12 protein-coding genes are annotated in these 15,075 nt (G+C 62.8%); 5 read left to right on the top strand and 7 right to left on the bottom strand.

From position 1 onward, the window contains the following. Nucleotides 1–35 precede the first annotated feature (35 nt). The 5 genes from prmA to IFU31_RS11015 all read right to left on the bottom strand — a co-directional run bounded on the left by prmA (nucleotide 36) and on the right by IFU31_RS11015 (nucleotide 7,134). The gene (prmA, locus tag IFU31_RS10995) at nucleotides 36–914 is read right to left on the bottom strand and encodes a 50S ribosomal protein L11 methyltransferase (protein ID WP_192102927.1); all 879 of its coding nucleotides are present in this window, start codon (nucleotides 912–914) and stop codon (nucleotides 36–38) included. A 148-nt stretch (nucleotides 915–1,062) separates the two neighbouring features. Next, nucleotides 1,063–2,409, bottom strand: coding sequence for an acetyl-CoA carboxylase biotin carboxylase subunit (accC, locus tag IFU31_RS11000; protein ID WP_043190993.1), 1,347 nt, complete (start codon nucleotides 2,407–2,409; stop codon nucleotides 1,063–1,065). A 17-nt stretch (nucleotides 2,410–2,426) separates the two neighbouring features. Next, nucleotides 2,427–2,879, bottom strand: a complete 453-nt coding sequence (accB, locus tag IFU31_RS11005) for an acetyl-CoA carboxylase biotin carboxyl carrier protein (protein ID WP_122480307.1) — start codon at nucleotides 2,877–2,879, stop codon at nucleotides 2,427–2,429. A gap of 385 nt (nucleotides 2,880–3,264) precedes the next feature. Beyond that, nucleotides 3,265–5,046 carry a protein-disulfide reductase DsbD gene (locus IFU31_RS11010; RefSeq protein ID WP_192102929.1) on the bottom strand — a complete coding sequence of 594 codons (1,782 nt, stop codon included), beginning with the start codon at nucleotides 5,044–5,046 and terminating at the stop codon, nucleotides 3,265–3,267. 141 nt (nucleotides 5,047–5,187) lie between these two features. Beyond that, on the bottom strand, nucleotides 5,188–7,134 hold the full coding sequence (locus IFU31_RS11015; RefSeq protein ID WP_192102931.1) for a methyl-accepting chemotaxis protein: 1,947 nt from the start codon (nucleotides 7,132–7,134) through the stop codon (nucleotides 5,188–5,190). A gap of 285 nt (nucleotides 7,135–7,419) precedes the next feature. On the opposite strand from IFU31_RS11015, the gene IFU31_RS11020 reads away from it, so the two are divergent. The 5 genes from IFU31_RS11020 to IFU31_RS11040 all read left to right on the top strand — a co-directional run bounded on the left by IFU31_RS11020 (nucleotide 7,420) and on the right by IFU31_RS11040 (nucleotide 12,629). Continuing rightward, nucleotides 7,420–8,490 (top strand): DUF2333 family protein, encoded by a 1,071-nt coding sequence (locus IFU31_RS11020; RefSeq protein WP_192102932.1) that lies wholly within the window; start codon nucleotides 7,420–7,422, stop codon nucleotides 8,488–8,490. A gap of 4 nt (nucleotides 8,491–8,494) precedes the next feature. Next, on the top strand, nucleotides 8,495–9,037 hold the full coding sequence (locus tag IFU31_RS11025; protein ID WP_122480303.1) for an NUDIX hydrolase: 543 nt from the start codon (nucleotides 8,495–8,497) through the stop codon (nucleotides 9,035–9,037). A gap of 287 nt (nucleotides 9,038–9,324) precedes the next feature. Then, nucleotides 9,325–9,696 (top strand): translation initiation factor Sui1, encoded by a 372-nt coding sequence (locus IFU31_RS11030; RefSeq protein WP_122796597.1) that lies wholly within the window; start codon nucleotides 9,325–9,327, stop codon nucleotides 9,694–9,696. Between the two features lie 131 nt (nucleotides 9,697–9,827). Further along, nucleotides 9,828–11,741, top strand: coding sequence for an arginine decarboxylase (speA, locus tag IFU31_RS11035; protein ID WP_122480302.1), 1,914 nt, complete (start codon nucleotides 9,828–9,830; stop codon nucleotides 11,739–11,741). 3 nt (nucleotides 11,742–11,744) lie between these two features. Next, a complete protein-coding gene (locus IFU31_RS11040; protein WP_446731026.1) occupies nucleotides 11,745–12,629 on the top strand; it encodes an alpha/beta hydrolase in 885 nt (294 codons plus the stop codon). Between the two features lie 229 nt (nucleotides 12,630–12,858). On the opposite strand, the gene IFU31_RS11045 is transcribed toward IFU31_RS11040, so the two are convergent. Together IFU31_RS11045 and IFU31_RS11050 are read right to left on the bottom strand one after the other, a co-directional pair. Then, nucleotides 12,859–13,281 carry a hypothetical protein gene (locus tag IFU31_RS11045; RefSeq protein WP_192102933.1) on the bottom strand — a complete coding sequence of 141 codons (423 nt, stop codon included), beginning with the start codon at nucleotides 13,279–13,281 and terminating at the stop codon, nucleotides 12,859–12,861. A 370-nt stretch (nucleotides 13,282–13,651) separates the two neighbouring features. Beyond that, the gene (locus IFU31_RS11050) at nucleotides 13,652–14,989 is read right to left on the bottom strand and encodes an MATE family efflux transporter (protein ID WP_192102934.1); all 1,338 of its coding nucleotides are present in this window, start codon (nucleotides 14,987–14,989) and stop codon (nucleotides 13,652–13,654) included. Nucleotides 14,990–15,075 lie beyond the last annotated feature (86 nt).

A 15,075-nucleotide genomic window follows, 5' to 3' on the forward strand; every position in this document is an offset into this window, starting at 1 on the left:
GTCCTGGTAGGGCCGGGGGACATTCTGGATGGAGCTCAGCGGCGACGGCCGCTGATGCGTACCCAGCCGTCACGGTTGGCAATCGGATCCAGCTCGAAGTCCTGTGCGTAGGCTGCCGCGACTTCTTCGCCCTGTTCGGCGAGGATGCCGGACAGCGCCAGCAGTCCGCCAGGCCGGACCAATCCGCTGAGCTGGGGTGCGAGGCTGACCAGGGGACCTGCAAGAATGTTGGCGACCAGCACATCGGCCTGCTGAGCGGGGAGGTCGGCAGGCAGGTACACCGGGAAGCGATCGTCGGCAATGCCATTGCGCTGGGCGTTGTCGCGTGAAGCCTCCAGCGCCTGCACATCGATGTCGGTGCCAACCCCCTGACGCGCGCCCAGCAGCAACGCAGCGATGGCCAGAATGCCCGACCCGCAGCCGAAATCCAGCACCTGCGTGTCCTGCAGCTGCTGCCCGTCCAGCCATTCCAGGCACAGTGCCGTGGTCGGATGGGTGCCGGTGCCGAACGCCAGGCCTGGGTCCAGCAGCAGGTTGACCGCCTCGGGTTCCGGGGCCTGGTGCCAGCTGGGCACGATCCACAAACGGCGGCCGAAGCGCATGGGCTGGAAATTGTCCATCCAGCTGCGCTCCCAGTCCTGGTCCTCGATCACTTCGGCGTGATGCTCGGGCAGGGCGGCGTCGGTCAACAACTGCAAGTGGGCGAAGACTGCGCCGGCGTCGGTGTCGGCTTCGAACAGCGCCAGCAAGTGGGTGTGCGACCAGAGCGGCGTGGTATTAAGTTCGGGCTCGAAGATCGGCTGGTCTTCGGCATCCATGAACGTCACGGACACGGCACCGACTTCCAGCAGGGCGTCTTCATAGGTTTCGGCTTGTTCTGGGCTGATGGCCAGACGGACTTGCAGCCAAGGCATGGCAGGCACCTTCGATCTAAACGGGGGGCGCAGCACGGTCGCTGCGACAAGCGCGCCAGTTTACGCGAGGAGACGCGCGAGGACCAAAAAAAACCCGGCTCGAGAGCCGGGTCTTTTTTACATCCATACCTTTATGTCTACAACCGAATCACTTCTGGCTGGCCAGTTTGTGTTCCAGGTAGTGGATGTTGACGCCGCCTTTGCAGAAACCCTCATCACGGACCAGATCGCGGTGCAAAGCGATGTTGGTCTTGATGCCGTCCACGATGATCTCGTCCAGGGCATTGCGCATACGGGCCATGGCCTCGTCGCGGTCCTTGCCCCAGGTGATCAGCTTGCCGATCAGCGAGTCATAGTTCGGCGGTACCGCATAGCCACTGTACAGGTGCGAATCGACGCGAACGCCATTGCCGCCCGGTGCGTGGAAATGCTTCACGGTGCCGGGGCTCGGAATGAAGCTCTTCGGGTCTTCGGCGTTGATCCGGCACTCGAGCGAGTGACCGCGAATGACCACGTCGTCCTGGGTGAACGAGAGCTTGTTGCCGGCGGCGATGCTGAGCATCTCCTTGACGATGTCGATACCCGTGACCATCTCCGATACCGGATGCTCTACCTGCACGCGAGTGTTCATCTCGATGAAGTAGAACCGGCCGTTTTCGTAGAGGAACTCGAAGGTACCGGCGCCGCGGTAGCCGATCTCGATGCAGGCCTTCACGCAACGCGCCAGGACTTCCTCGCGCGCTGCTTCGTCGATGCCCGGTGCCGGTGCTTCTTCCAGCACCTTCTGGTGCCGGCGCTGCAGCGAGCAGTCACGGTCGCCCAGGTGGATTGCCTGGCCCTGACCGTCGGACAACACCTGGACTTCCACGTGACGCGGGTTGGTCAGGAATTTTTCCAGATACACCATCGGGTTGCCGAACGCGGCACCGGCTTCGGTGCGGGTCAGCTTGGCCGAGGCGATCAGGTCTTCTTCCTTGTGCACCACGCGCATGCCGCGACCACCGCCGCCGCCAGCGGCCTTGATGATCACCGGATAGCCGACTTCACGGCCGATGCGCAGGGCCTCTTCCTCGTCTTCGGGCAGCGGGCCATCGGAGCCGGGCACCGTCGGTACGCCCGTGGCGATCATCGCGTGCTTGGCCGACACCTTGTCGCCCATCAGGCGAATGGTTTCTGCAGTCGGGCCAATGAAGGCGAAACCGGATTTCTCGACCTGCTCGGCGAAGTCCGCGTTCTCGGCGAGAAAGCCGTAGCCTGGGTGAATGGCAGTGGCGCCAGTCACTTCGGCCGCGGCAATGATCGCCGGGATATGCAGATAGGACAGGTTCGCAGGCCCCGGCCCGATGCACACCGACTCGTCAGCCAGGCCAAGGTGCATGAGCTCCTTGTCGGCCTTGGAGTAGACGGCAACGGTCTTGATGCCCAGCTCTTTGCAGGCACGCAGGATCCGCAAGGCGATTTCGCCGCGGTTGGCGATCAGAACTTTTTCCAACATCGCAGGCTCTCCGCTGGTCAAACGATGGTGAACAGCGGCTGGTCGTACTCAACCGGCTGACCGTCTTCTACCAGGATCGATTCGATCACACCGCTGGTTTCAGCTTCGATGTGGTTCATCATTTTCATTGCTTCGACGATACACAGGGTATCGCCCTTCTTGACCGTCTGGCCTACTTCGGCAAAGGCCGGCGAGGCTGGCGACGCCTTGCGGTAGAAGGTGCCGACCATGGGCGAACGGGCCACGGTGCCGTTGAGCTTGGCAGCCACAGGCTCGGCCGGGGCGGCAGGTGCAGCGGCGACGGGCGCTGCGGCAGGCGCGGCCATCGGCGCCGGTGCATAGTACTGCTGGGCCGGGGTCTTGCTGTGACGGCTGATCCGTACGGATTCTTCGCCTTCCTTGATTTCCAGCTCGTCGATGCCGGACTCTTCCAGCAGCTCGATCAGTTTCTTGACTTTACGAATATCCATCAATCATCAACTCCCAAGGGTCGGTCAGGGGCGTTCAGTAGGTGTTCTTGCCATGCGCCTTTCGAAGAAGGCTGCAAACACTCATGTGCCGTTGAAAAGGGCCGAGTGACGGCGAAAATTCTCGAACGTGCCGGTGAAAAATACGCACGTCGAACAGTGGGATGCTCATCGACAGCAGCGCGTCACGTCAGGGGTGACATCGGTCATGAAAAGCTGTCGAGTCATGTCCATTTCAAGCGGTGTCTCGCCTTCGGCTTCACGGGCAAAGCGGGCGAACTATGCCGGAAACCTCAGGCGTATGTCCAGTTAAGCGCAATAGCCCGCACGTTGTCCGATGTTTGCACAAAATTTGTGACTCGCTTGTCGGTTTCGGTCACCACCCGAGTCATGGATTGCCGGCGGGAGGTATTTTCCCGAGGAACGTTGCCGCATCGACTTCACCGACGACACGCGAGGCTGCCTGTTCATTGCCGTTGCCGTCGAAGAACAGCAATGCGGGCGGCCCGAACAGCTTGAAGCGATCGAGCAGGGCACGCTGTTCCGCGTTGCTCTGGGTGATGTTCAGGCGCACCTTGCGGTAACCCTGCAGCCCTGCGATCACCTGCGCATCGGTCAGCACTTCATGCTCGATGACCTTGCAGCTGATGCACCAGTCGGCATACCAGTCCAGTACCAGCGGTTGCCCGGCGGCAGTTGCCTGGCGCAGTGCCAGCTCGAAGCCTTCGGTGGTGGTGACCGTCTGCCAGGCGTCCTGCGCAGCCGTCGGGGCAGTCGCTGGTGCACCGGTCGTGGCCGGGCGCGCCAGCGGCTGGAACGGATCGGATTGGCCGCTCAAAGCGCCGTGCCAGCACGCCAGGGCATAAAACACGAAGGCCAGCCCGAGCACCTGTTGCAGACGCTGGCGCGCAGGTTTGGCCACCCACTCCAGAGCCCCCATGAACACACCGATGCCGGCTGCCAGCAGGCCGATCAGCAGCAGGGTCACGCTGCCTGGCAGCACCCGAGCGAGCAGGGCGATGGCCAGGCCCAGCAGCAAGACGCCGATGGCGTTTTTCACGGTCACCAGCCACGGCCCGCTTTTGGGCAGCCAGGCCGCGCCACCGGTAGCCACCAGCAACAACGGCGCGCCCATGCCCAGACCCAGTGCAAATAGTTTCAGTCCGCCCCCCAGGGCATCGCCGCTGGCGCTGATATAAAGCAGCGCACCGGCCAGCGGCGCCGATACGCACGGCGACACCAGCAGGCTCGACACTACCCCCAGCACGGCGGCTCCCCACAGCGAGCCGCCCTTGGCATTGCCGGCCACGCGGTCGAGGCGCTGGCTCACGGCAGCCGGCAGTTTGAGCTCGAACAGGCCGAACATGGCCAGCGCGAATACCACGAAGAACAGGGCGAACGGCACCAGCACCCACATCGACTGCAGCCGTGCCTGCAGGTTGAGTTCGGCGCCGAACTTGCCCATCAGCGCACCCAACAGGGCGAAACAAGCGGCCATCGGCAGCACATAGGCCAGCGACAGGCTGAAGCCGCGCAGCCCGCCCACCTGTCCGCGCAGCACCACGCCGGACAAGATTGGCAACATAGGCAGCACGCAGGGCGTGAAGGTCAGGCCGATACCGGCCAGAAAGAACAACGCCAACTCATGCCATTGCCAGCCTCCCGAGGCCCCGGCATCGCTCGCCGCCGGGGCAGCCTGGCCGATGCCAGGTACGGAAAGGCGCTGGGTTTCCGGTGGGTAGCACAGGCCTTTGTCGGCGCAGCCCTGGAAGCTTACAGCCAGGGTGAAGGCGCGCGAGTCTCCGGCGGGGCGAGGGATCTTCACGTCGAGAATGCCGTGGTAGACCTCGACATCGCCGAAATACTCGTCGTGTTTCTGCTCGCCGGCTGGCAGTTGCGCGGCCCCCAGCGCGATGTCGGCAGGCTCGGCCTTGAATTCGAAGCGATGGCGGTAGAGATAGTAGCCTTCGGCAATCACGAAGCGCAGGGTGATGTCCTGCGCAGAAGCCTCTACCTGTTCGAGTTGGAACGCCTGGCCGACCGGCAGGAAGTCGGCGCCGTTGTTCAGCGAAGCACCGCCCAGAGTGGCGCTGGGCCGTGCGTCGAGCAGGCCGGAGGCCGCGACGGGCAGTGCGAAAACCAACAACAGAAGGCAAAGCAGGCGGCGCATGACAGTTCTCGAACAGCAATTGAGCGCGCATCATACTGGAGCGATGCGGTACTGCCGAATCGCCAGGGCCCGATTTCATGTAACAGGATGGGTCGCCCAGATAGGGTCGCCCGGATAGGGTCGCCCAGTCCGCTACAAGCCCTAGACCCTGAACGCCTGCACCGCCGTGCGCAATTCGCCACCCAGACGCAACAGATGCTCGCCCTGCGCGCGCCCTTGGCCGATGCGCAGCAGGTTGTCTTCACCCAAGCCATGAATGCGCTCGCCGTGCTCGCGAATCTCGCCCACGGCACCGCTCTGCTGCGCGGTTGAATCGGCGATGCGCACGGCGGTGGCAGAGATGGTCTGGATGGCCGCGACGATCTGCGCCAACGCCCCGTCCGCTGCCTGGGCCTGGCTGGCCGTCGCCTGGGCATGAACGACTTGGGCGCGCATGCCGTGCACGGACTCGCGCGCCGCCGTCTGCAGGTTGCCAATCAAGCTCTGGATCTGATGGGTCGCCCCGGTCGTGCGCGACGCCAGCGAACGGACCTCTTCGGCAACCACCGCGAAGCCGCGGCCCATTTCTCCGGCACGCGCCGCTTCGATTGCGGCATTGAGGGCCAGCAAGTTGGTCTGGTCGGCGATCGAGCGGATAACGGTCAGCACGCCACCGATGGTGGCCGACTCCTCGGCAAGCTGCTCGATCATCTGCGCGTTGCCCTGCACTTCACCCACCAGCGCATGCAGCCCTTTGAGGCTCTGCCCGATGACATGCTGGCCATGCTCCACCGCTTCGCCCGCCGATCGGCTGGCCGCAGCTGCCTGGCTGGCATCGTCCGCTACCTGGCCGATGGTTGCCTCCAGCTCGCCCAGCGCATCGCGAATCTGTGCGGTATCGCCGGCCTGACGCAGTGCCCCCTGGTGCAGGCCACCGCTGAGTTCGGCCAGTTGGTGACTGCTGCCGGCCACTTGCTCGGCGTTCTGGCGAATGGTGCCGACCAACGCGACCAGATACAGGCGCAAGCGGTTCAGAGACGCTTCGATGGCCTGTAATTCATGGTTGGTACGGCCCAGAGCGACGGGCTTGGCGAAATCCCCCTCGGCCCAGGTCGACAGGGCTGGATCCAGGCGGGTCAGCGCACCGGCCAGGCGGCGCTGCATGCGGTCGATGAGCAAGGCGATCAACAGGATCAGGCCGATCATGGCCCCTTGCAGCAAACGCACTTCACTCTGGATTCTGGCGTGCTCCCCACGCACGGCCGGTTCCAGTTCGCCCAGGCCATGCTGGACTGCGCCGATGCGTTGCTGGGCGGCATCGGCCAGTTCGGTACGCCGCTGGATCAGCTCGCGGGTACGGCCCAGTTCGGCCGGATAGCGCGTCAGCAAGCTGGCCAGCTCACGCTTGAGGTCCACGCCATCATCCTGAGCCTCGCCGGTGTTTTCGTTCTGCAAACCCATCAGCGCCGCAAAGTCATCGGCCCCCGACGCGGTGGAGCTGGCCACCCCCAGCAGCGGCAGGCTTTGCAGCGTGTCGGCCTGGGCCCTGATGCCGGCGAGTTCGCGCTCGACGTCCGCAGCCAGTTCGCTGCGCCCGCTGCTGATCATCTTCTCGCGTGCCAGGGACAGTTTTGCCAGGTGCTGGCTGGCAGGCAGCAGTGCCGCTTGATAGGGCCCGTTGCTCGCGGCATACCGAGCCAGTTGTTCCAACGTACCGCCCAGCTCGCGCTCGGCCTGCACCAGCAGCGCCTGTGGATCGCCCGCCAGCTTGCCGGCTGCGAGCAACTGCTCGGCAGTGAAGATCCTCAGCGCATCGACATCGCCGTGCAGTGGGCCGCTCAGTTCACTGGGCAAGGTGGCGAGCCCCTCACGCAGCCGGGTCAAGCCCTGGGTCGCTTCGGCATGGCGCAGCGCATCGCCGCTGTTCAGGTAATCCTGGACGTTGCGCACGACGTCGTCCTGAAACTGCCGGGACAGTTGCAGGTAGCGCTCCATCAACAGATAGGGTTTTTCCAGCGCCCGTTGCGACCACCACAGCGTTGCCGCCAGGGCGGTGCACACGGCGACCAGCAGCAGGGTGTTCAGATTGGTAAGCAGTTTCAGGCGCATGGGAGGCACTACCAACAGCGAAATGGTCAGTGCGTGAAGGTAGGGGCGGTCTGTTACAGACGCGTGACTTCAACCTGAAAAAGATGGCATATGGCCTGTATTTTCGACCGGCCATTGAATTCGACGCTCAGACACATCCGGATGTCTTTACCGCGACTGCGACATGCCGATGCATCCTTTATAGTGGCGATACTGCCTTGCCTGGAAAACTTTGCCCATGGGAGGCACGTTAGCCGGGTGGCGAGGTCAGAACCCATGAATTCCGCGATAGAAAGGACATAAGTCATGCTGGACTGGAAGAATCGTGCGGGCAACGGCGCAGCACGCGAGCGTGCCGACAGCAGTGGCGGCCCACGCAGCCATGTCAAGAGCCTGCTGCTGAGCAAGGCCGTGCTGGGTGCGCTGGCTGTCTATCTGGTGGTGACCCTGTTGCTGGGCTGGTACTGGAGCGAAGAGCCCGAACTGTTCCCGGTGCAGCAGAATGCCCAGTCGGCCGCACAACGTGACGGCCGTCAGATGGTGGTCGGCTACACCACGGTGGAAACCCTCAAGACAGTGGCATCGACACTGCTGAACAAGCCGGGTGGCTACATTTCCAACGACCGCTTTCCGCCTGGCTTGTGGATGGACAACATGCCCAGCTGGGAATACGGCGTACTGGTCCAGGTCCGCGATCTGAGCCGTGCGCTGCGCAAGGACTTCGCTCGTTCGCAGTCGCAGTCCGCCGAAGACGCCGACCTGGCCCGCGCCGAGCCGCGCTTCAACTTCGACAACAAGAGCTGGGTGCTGCCTTCCAGCGAGTCCGAGTTCCAGGAAGGCATCAACCTGCTTACCCGCTACCAGAATCGGCTGTCCGATCCCAGCCAGACCAACGCATTGTTCTACACCCGTGCCGACAACCTGAACAACTGGCTGGGCGACGTCGGTACGCGCCTGGGCTCGTTGTCTCAGCGTTTGTCTGCCAGTGTCGGTCGCGTCAAGCTGAACACCACGCTCAAGACCGAAAGCGTGATTGCAGGCCAGGCGCCGCAGGTCGACGAGGAAATCGTCGAGACACCGTGGATGCAGATCGACAACGTGTTCTACGAGGCACGCGGTCAGGCCTGGGCGCTGTCGCATCTGCTGCGCGCTATCGAAGTCGACTTTGCCGATGTGTTGGCGAAGAAGAATGCAACCGTCAGCGTGCGCCAGATCATCCGTGAACTGGAAGCGTCCCAGGCACCGGTATGGAGCCCGATGATTCTCAATGGCAGCGGTTTCGGCATGTGGGCGAACCACTCGCTGGTGATGGCCAACTACATCTCGCGGGCTAACGCCGCCGTCATCGACCTGCGCCAACTGCTGTCGCAGGGCTGAAGACATGCCGATCTCGACCCAGGAGGTCGAACATCGTGCAGCGTCCGATGCCGAGTCGATCGCCTGGGTCGACGAGTCCGATCAGCTGCTGGGGACCTTGCCCAGGTCAGAGCTGCGCGAACGTGGGCTGATCGGCCGCGGCACCTACATCCTCCTGTTCAACAGCCAGGGCGAGCTGTGCGTGCACCGGCGCACCTTGAGCAAGGCGATCTACCCTGGCTACTGGGACGTGGCTGCAGGTGGCATGGTGCAGGGCAACGAGACCTACATCGAATCAGCCGCGCGCGAACTCGAGGAAGAACTGGGTGTGCGTGGCGTCCAACTGACTGCACACGAGCATTTTCTGTTCGACCAGCCGGGCAACCGAGTCTGGTGTGCGGTGTTCTCCGCGGTGTGGGACGGCCCACTGGAGCTGCAGCCCGAGGAAGTGCTGGAGGCCCGGTTCGTCCCGGTCCAGCAGGCTCTGGATGAAAGCACCACCGAGCCCTATTGCCCCGATTCCCTGGCTGCATTGCTGCGATTCCTGACCTGCCGGGACAACGCCTGACTCCGCGCACCATCATGTAGGAGCGGCCATCGGCCGTGAATCACACGACGCGGCTCGCCTGATACACCACGCTGTGCTTTTCGCGACCGCTGACCGCTCCTACGTGCATCCCCTGCGCCCTGTAGGAGCGGTCATCGGCCGTGAAACGGGCATCGCGGTATTACCTGTACAGCCTCGCACTTCATGAAATCATTCGATCCTCGGCAATTGCCTCCACCAGGCACTTAGCATGCACCCGGTTTCCCGCTAAACTGCTCGGCCTGATCCACTTCACATGAGGCATGCCGGTGGCCAAGAAAGCCGCATCCTTCGCCGCCCTCGGCGGCCTGGTGTTCTCCACCGACAGCGGTCGGCATTGTCCGGACTGCCGTCAGCCCATCGACGCCTGCACCTGCAAGCAAACGGCCGTGCCCGAGGGCGACGGCATCGCCCGCGTGCGGCGCGAAAGCAAAGGTCGCGGCGGCAAGACCGTGACCACCATCACCGGTGTCCCACTCCCTGCCGATGCGCTCAAGGAACTGGCGACCACCCTCAAGCGCCGTTGCGGCACAGGCGGTGCGTTGAAAGACGGCGTCATCGAAATCCAGGGCGACCATGTCGAGCTGCTGCTCGCCGAGCTGGTCAAGCAGGGCTTCAAGGCCCGCAAGTCCGGTGGTTGAGCCGCACACCTTGTAAACTTGAAGTACTCGCCGGGGTCTACCCCTGCAGGCGCAGCAATCGTCATCTTTACCTTCTACACTGCGCAGGGCCCGACGGCCCGCGACAACCGACTTTTTCATAGGGGACCTCGATGTCCGTACGACGCACACGTAAAGACGATGGCAGCCAGTGGACCGTGGCCGACAGCCGCAGCGTTTATGGCATTCGCCATTGGGGCGCTGGTTATTTCGCCATCAACGAGGCCGGCCGTGTCGAGGTTCGTCCGAACGGCCCGGACAGCTCGCCGATCGATCTTTACGAGCAGGTCGACCAACTGCGCAAGAGCGGCCTGTCGCTGCCGCTGCTGGTGCGCTTCCCCGATATCCTGCAAGACCGCGTACGCCAGCTGACCGGTGCCTTCGATGCCAACATCGCTCGCCTGGACTACCAGAGTCGCTACACCGCGCTGTATCCGATCAAGGTGAACCAGCAGGAAGCGGTGGTGGAAAACATCATCGCCACCGAAGGCGTGTCGATCGGCCTGGAAGCCGGCTCCAAGCCGGAGCTGCTGGCCGTGCTGGCCCTGGCGCCCAAGGGCGGGACCATCGTCTGCAACGGCTACAAGGACCGCGAATTCATCCGCCTGGCCCTGATCGGCCAGAAGCTGGGTCACAACGTCTTCATCGTCATCGAGAAAGAGTCCGAAGTGGCGCTGGTGATCGAAGAGGCGGCCGAGCTCAAGGTCAAGCCGCAGATCGGTCTGCGCGTGCGCCTGTCGTCCCTGGCTTCGAGCAAGTGGGCCGACACCGGCGGTGAGAAATCCAAGTTCGGCCTGTCTGCCGCCCAGTTGCTGTCGGTCGTCGAGCGCTTCCGCGAAGCGGGCGTGGACCAGGGCATCCGCCTGCTGCACTTCCACATGGGCTCGCAGATCGCCAACCTGGCGGACTACCAGCACGGTTTCAAAGAAGCCATTCGCTATTACGGCGAGCTGCGTTCGCTGGGCCTGCCGGTCGATCACATCGATGTGGGCGGCGGCCTGGGTGTGGACTACGACGGCACTCACTCGCGCAATGCCAGCTCGATCAACTATGACATGGACGACTACGCCGGTGTCGTGGTGGGGATGCTCAAGGAGTTCTGCGATGCCCAGGGCATGCCGCATCCGCACATCTTCTCGGAGAGTGGCCGCTCGCTGACTGCGCATCACGCCATGCTGGTGGTGCAGGTCACCGACGTCGAGCGTCACAACGACGAAGTGCCCGAGATCGTCGACAAGCAAAGCCTGCCCGAAACCCTGCAGTGGCTGGTCGATCTGCTGGGTCCGACCGACATCGAGATGGTCACTGAAAACTACTGGCGCGCGACCCACTACATCAGCGACATCGCGGCGCAGTACGCCGACGGCAAGGTCACCCTGGCGCAGAAGGCCCTGGCCGAACAGTGCTACTTCGCTGTGTGCCGCCGCCTGCACAACTCGCTCAAGGCCCGTCAGCGCTCGCATCGCCAGGTGCTGGACGAGCTCAACGACAAGCTCGCCGACAAGTACATCTGCAACTTCTCGGTGTTCCAGAGCCTGCCCGATACCTGGGCCATCGGCCAGGTACTGCCGATCCTGCCGCTGCACCGTCTCGACGAAGAGCCGCTGCGCCGTGCCGTACTGCAGGACCTGACCTGCGATTCCGACGGCAAGATCAAGCAGTACGTCGATGAACAGAGCATCGAAACCAGCCTGCCGGTGCACGCCGTCAACCAGGGCGAGGATTACCTGCTGGGTATCTTCCTGGTCGGCGCGTACCAGGAGATCCTCGGTGACATGCACAACCTGTTCGGTGACACCGACTCGGTGAACATCTATCAGCGCCAGGACGGCAGCGTCTACAGCGCCGGCATCGAAACCCACGACACCATCGAAGACATGCTGCGCTACGTGCATCTGTCTCCCGAAGAGTTGATGACGCATTACCGCGACAAGGTTGCCAGCGCCAAGATCACCGCGCGCGAGCGCACCCAGTACCTGGACGCCTTGCGCCTGGGCTTGACGCGTTCTTCGTACCTGTCGTCGTAACGAGTGGGTCTGGTTGCCCGGCTCCTCGCGCTCGCCGCCTTGCTGGGGCTGCTAAGCGCTTGTTCCGGGCTGCACACTCTGGATGCCGTGACGGCGTCCGGCGGCTACCAGCTCACGCAGGGCGTAGCCTACGGCGCCGATCCGCGGCAGAAGCTGGACGTGTACCGCCCCACTCGACCACTGCCGGATACTCCGGTGGTGGTTTTTTTCTATGGGGGTACCTGGAACAGCGGCGAGCGAGGCGACTATCGTTTCGTCGCCCAGGCGTTGGCCGCCCGTGGGTTGCTGGTGGTGGTCGCCGACTACCGCCTCTATCCACAGGTGCGCTATCCCAGCTTTCTCGAAGACGGCGCCGATGCCGTTGCCTGGACCTATCGAAACATTGCTCGGTACGGTGGCGACGTTCGCCGTCTGTTCGTGATGGGCCACAGCTCCGGCGGCTATAACGCGGCCATGCTTGCCCTGGATCCGCAGTGGCTGCGTAAAGCCGGGGTCCCCGCCAATGCGCTGCGCGGCTGGATCGGCCTGGCCGGCCCCTATGATTTCTTGCCGATCGAGAATCCCGAAGCCAAGCCGGTATTCTTCTTCCCCGATTCACCGCCCCAATCGCAACCCATCAACCAGTCTCTGGCAGGCTCGCCCCCGGCATTGTTGATCGCCGCCACGCACGACAGCACCGTCGACCCCGTGCGCAATAGTGAGGGCCTGGCCCGCCGACTGCGCGCCGCCGGCGTCCCCGTGCAGGAGCGCTATTACCGGCGCCTGAACCACCGCACCCTGATCGCCTCCTTTGCCTGGCCACTGCGCTGGCTGGCACCCGTGCTGGAGGACGTCGAGCGGTTCGTCAAGGCCAAGCCTGGAGCAGCGGAAGTCCGTTTGCGCGAATAAATGAATCTTGCCGGTTCGCCGCAGACGTTATTGTCAGATTTTATTATGGTAGATGCTGAAAGTGCGGGGTGCAGAGGTCATTGAGCCAGAGCTTGGCGCGTTTCAGTGTGAGGGCGGAATTTTACAGTTGCAAGAGCCTTGGAAGCAGCATCCAAGCATTCTGCTATTATCAAAAGTCCATATGGAAAAAGCCCGCTCTATGGCAGGCTTTTTCTGTGAGGTCAAAGGCTCACTGGTATTTATCTTCGATCTTGCGCTTTTCTAGTGTGTAGGCTTTCAGATCGATCTCATTGGTGGTGAGCTTGGAGTCAAGCTCGTTCATGTCATGTTTTCTCAAGCTGGCGACATGCTCTCTGCTAGCGTGATAGTTCAAAGTTTCGGCAGCGTCGTAGCCGCTGACCGGGTCCCATAGAATGGACGCTGGCCACAGAAGCAGGTTGACGACGCCCCAGCCATAGGCGCGGCCATAAAACGACCCACCGCCAGGCAATAGCCCAAGGCCGGCACCGAGGACGGGTTGTTTGACTTCCACGGCGAGGTTTTTGGCGCGGAGCATGGCAAGTTCGGATTGCTGGGCGGAGTTGAGTCCGCTCGCGCAGCCAGTGGTTAATACGATAAGCGTGGTGGCAAACAAACTACGAAGTGTAGGCATCCCTATTCCTTATTTACGGATTTCCAATCGATAGTGAAGTGGAAGGCGGGGTAGTCTATAGGCAGGATATGAATATGTATCGCTTGTCAGCGTGATTTTAACTAATGGTTACAGTTGGTTGGAGGCGGAGTTGTGAAAGTGCAGAGAAGGCCTTGTTACCTCTAGTAATGATCTCGCGAAGTTTTGCTGTATTCTATGCAGATTGGATGTTGACTCTTCCTGTTATAAGAAAGTGCCGGCATTGACCAACAACGTTTAGCTGATTGATTGTCAGTTTATCGTATTGAAATTCTTGCCATAGGGATATATGGGTGCTGTTCGAGGTATAGAAGCTGTGAACGGAGTGTGGAACATCGTTCATACCCATCCGCTACGATACCCATTCATCCCTGCGCTGCAACCGCCACGCAATCCACCCCAGCGTCGCCGCACGCAGCGCCATGAACAGCAGGAAACTGATCCACAGGCCATGATTCCCGAACCCGGTGCTCCACCAGCCGATCGGCAACATCACCGCTACGCTGACCAGCATGGCATTGCGCATCTCCCGGGCGCGGGTGGCGCCGATGAACAGGCCGTCCAGCAGGTAGCTGCCTACCGCAATCAGCGGCAGCACCGCCAGGTATGGCAGGAACGGGTAGGCCGCCTCGCGGACACTGGCAATATCGGTCTGCAGGTTGATGAACACATGCCCGCCCAGCAGAAACAGTACGGCAAACCCGCCGCTGGCAATCAGCGACCACCCCAGGGACACCACCATCGAGCGGCGCAGCGTCTGCCGATCGCGCGCACCGATGGCGTGGCCGCACAGGGCTTCGACCGCGTGGGCCAGGCCGTCCAGCGCATAGGCAGTTATCAACAGGCCATTGAGCAACAGCGCATTGGCGGCCACAGTAGCATCGCCGAAGCGGGCGCCCTGGATGGTGATCAGCAGAAAGACCCCGGACAGCGCCAGACTGCGCAGGAAAATATCGCGGTTGACCCCCAGCAGCGGGCGCCAGTTGCGCCATGACCTCAGCGCCGCCCAGGCCATGGCTCCCGGATACGCTCGCAGGGAGGGCCGGGTAAGTGCCAGGCCGAGCAGGGCGCCGACCCATTCGGCTATCACCGAGGCGCGCGCCGAGCCGATCACGCCCCAGTCCAGGCCGAGCACGAACCACAGGTTAAGGGCGATGTTGACCAGGTTGGTGGTCAGCAGCAGTTGCAACGGCGCGCGGGCATTCTGGGTACCAAGGAACCAGCCGATCAAGGCGTAGCTGGCCAGCGCGGCAGGCAGCCCCAGCAGACGTGTCTGGAAGAAATCGTGGGTGGCTTGTTCCAGTGCCGCAGACGGTGCCATGAAGCTCAGGGCCAGATGGCTGAAGGGCAGCGCCAGCACGCATAGCAGCAAGGAGAACAGCAGGCCGAGGGCCAGACCCTGCACCAGAATCTGGCGCAGTGCACGACCATCATGGCGTCCGGCAGCCTGTGCGGCGAACCCCGTGGTGCCCATGCGCAGAAAACTCATCAGCGACACCATGAAGGTGAACAGGCTGCCCCCCACGGCCACTGCGCCCAACTGGTGGGCATGGGGCAGATGGCCGATCACCGCGCTGTCCACCAGCGTCACCAGGGGCACCGACAGGTTGGACAGGATCATCGGCGCAGCCAGGGCCCAGACCCTCTTGTGAGTAGGGCGATGGCGCCAATCGGTCAGTAGGATGGCCATGTAAGCTCCGAAGTCGGGGCCGCGATTGTAGCCCACCCCACTGTAGGAGCGGTCCGTGGCCGCGAAGGAATCCGCGCGGTATACCC

The organism is Pseudomonas sp. CFBP 13602, from assembly GCF_014842725.1.
Taxonomy (GTDB): domain Bacteria; phylum Pseudomonadota; class Gammaproteobacteria; order Pseudomonadales; family Pseudomonadaceae; genus Aquipseudomonas; species Aquipseudomonas baltica.

What these genes read in the sequence shown, in the direction of transcription:
- accB (WP_122480307.1), bottom strand. Translation starts at nt 2,879, where the DNA reads ATGGATATTCGTAAAGTCAAGAAACTGATCGAGCTGCTGGAAGAGTCC.
- IFU31_RS11045 (WP_192102933.1), bottom strand. Translation starts at nt 13,281, where the DNA reads ATGCCTACACTTCGTAGTTTGTTTGCCACCACGCTTATCGTATTAACC.
- accC (WP_043190993.1), bottom strand. Translation starts at nt 2,409, where the DNA reads ATGTTGGAAAAAGTTCTGATCGCCAACCGCGGCGAAATCGCCTTGCGG.
- prmA (WP_192102927.1), bottom strand. Translation starts at nt 914, where the DNA reads ATGCCTTGGCTGCAAGTCCGTCTGGCCATCAGCCCAGAACAAGCCGAA.
- speA (WP_122480302.1), top strand. Translation starts at nt 9,828, where the DNA reads ATGTCCGTACGACGCACACGTAAAGACGATGGCAGCCAGTGGACCGTG.
- IFU31_RS11020 (WP_192102932.1), top strand. Translation starts at nt 7,420, where the DNA reads ATGCTGGACTGGAAGAATCGTGCGGGCAACGGCGCAGCACGCGAGCGT.
- IFU31_RS11050 (WP_192102934.1), bottom strand. Translation starts at nt 14,989, where the DNA reads ATGGCCATCCTACTGACCGATTGGCGCCATCGCCCTACTCACAAGAGG.
- IFU31_RS11010 (WP_192102929.1), bottom strand. Translation starts at nt 5,046, where the DNA reads ATGCGCCGCCTGCTTTGCCTTCTGTTGTTGGTTTTCGCACTGCCCGTC.
- IFU31_RS11015 (WP_192102931.1), bottom strand. Translation starts at nt 7,134, where the DNA reads ATGCGCCTGAAACTGCTTACCAATCTGAACACCCTGCTGCTGGTCGCC.
- IFU31_RS11025 (WP_122480303.1), top strand. Translation starts at nt 8,495, where the DNA reads ATGCCGATCTCGACCCAGGAGGTCGAACATCGTGCAGCGTCCGATGCC.